Raw genomic sequence first — 350 nt, 5'->3', positions numbered from 1 at the left:
AAGTCCGGCTGGAAGTTGCCGTGCGCGTAACGCCGCTCGTGGCCGTTGTACAGCTCGCCCTCGTAGCTGGCCATGTGGCCGGCGTAGGCACGCTCCAGCGCCGCGCCGGCCAGTTCGTGGTTGCGCCGGCCGACCACGTCGATCAAGCGCCGGCCGATCAGCCGCTGCGGGTCGATGCCGAGCCAGCGGCGATGGGTGTCGTTGGCGAAGCGGAAGCGCTGCTCGAGATCGAGATAGGCCAGCAGCGCGGGCGCGCCGCGCGAGACGTGCGCGGGCCACTCGAAATCATCCGGAAGCGATGGCAATACCTCGGCAGGCGTAGGCGGCCGCATGGTCATTCCGTCAGCATG

1 protein-coding gene is annotated in these 350 nt (G+C 69.1%); it reads right to left on the bottom strand.

Annotated elements, in window-relative coordinates; genetic code table 11:
• On the bottom strand, positions 1–338 hold a 338-nt coding region (locus DC347_RS21385; protein WP_206073987.1), incomplete at its 3' end, for a PAS domain-containing protein.
• Between the last annotated feature and the right edge of the window lie 12 nt (positions 339–350).

It is taken from the genome of Pseudarthrobacter sp. AG30 (assembly GCF_003116525.1).
GTDB lineage: Bacteria > Actinomycetota > Actinomycetes > Actinomycetales > Micrococcaceae > Arthrobacter.
The sequence above is the reverse complement of the archived record's forward strand: the minus strand, read 5'-3'. Positions and strand labels throughout refer to the sequence as shown.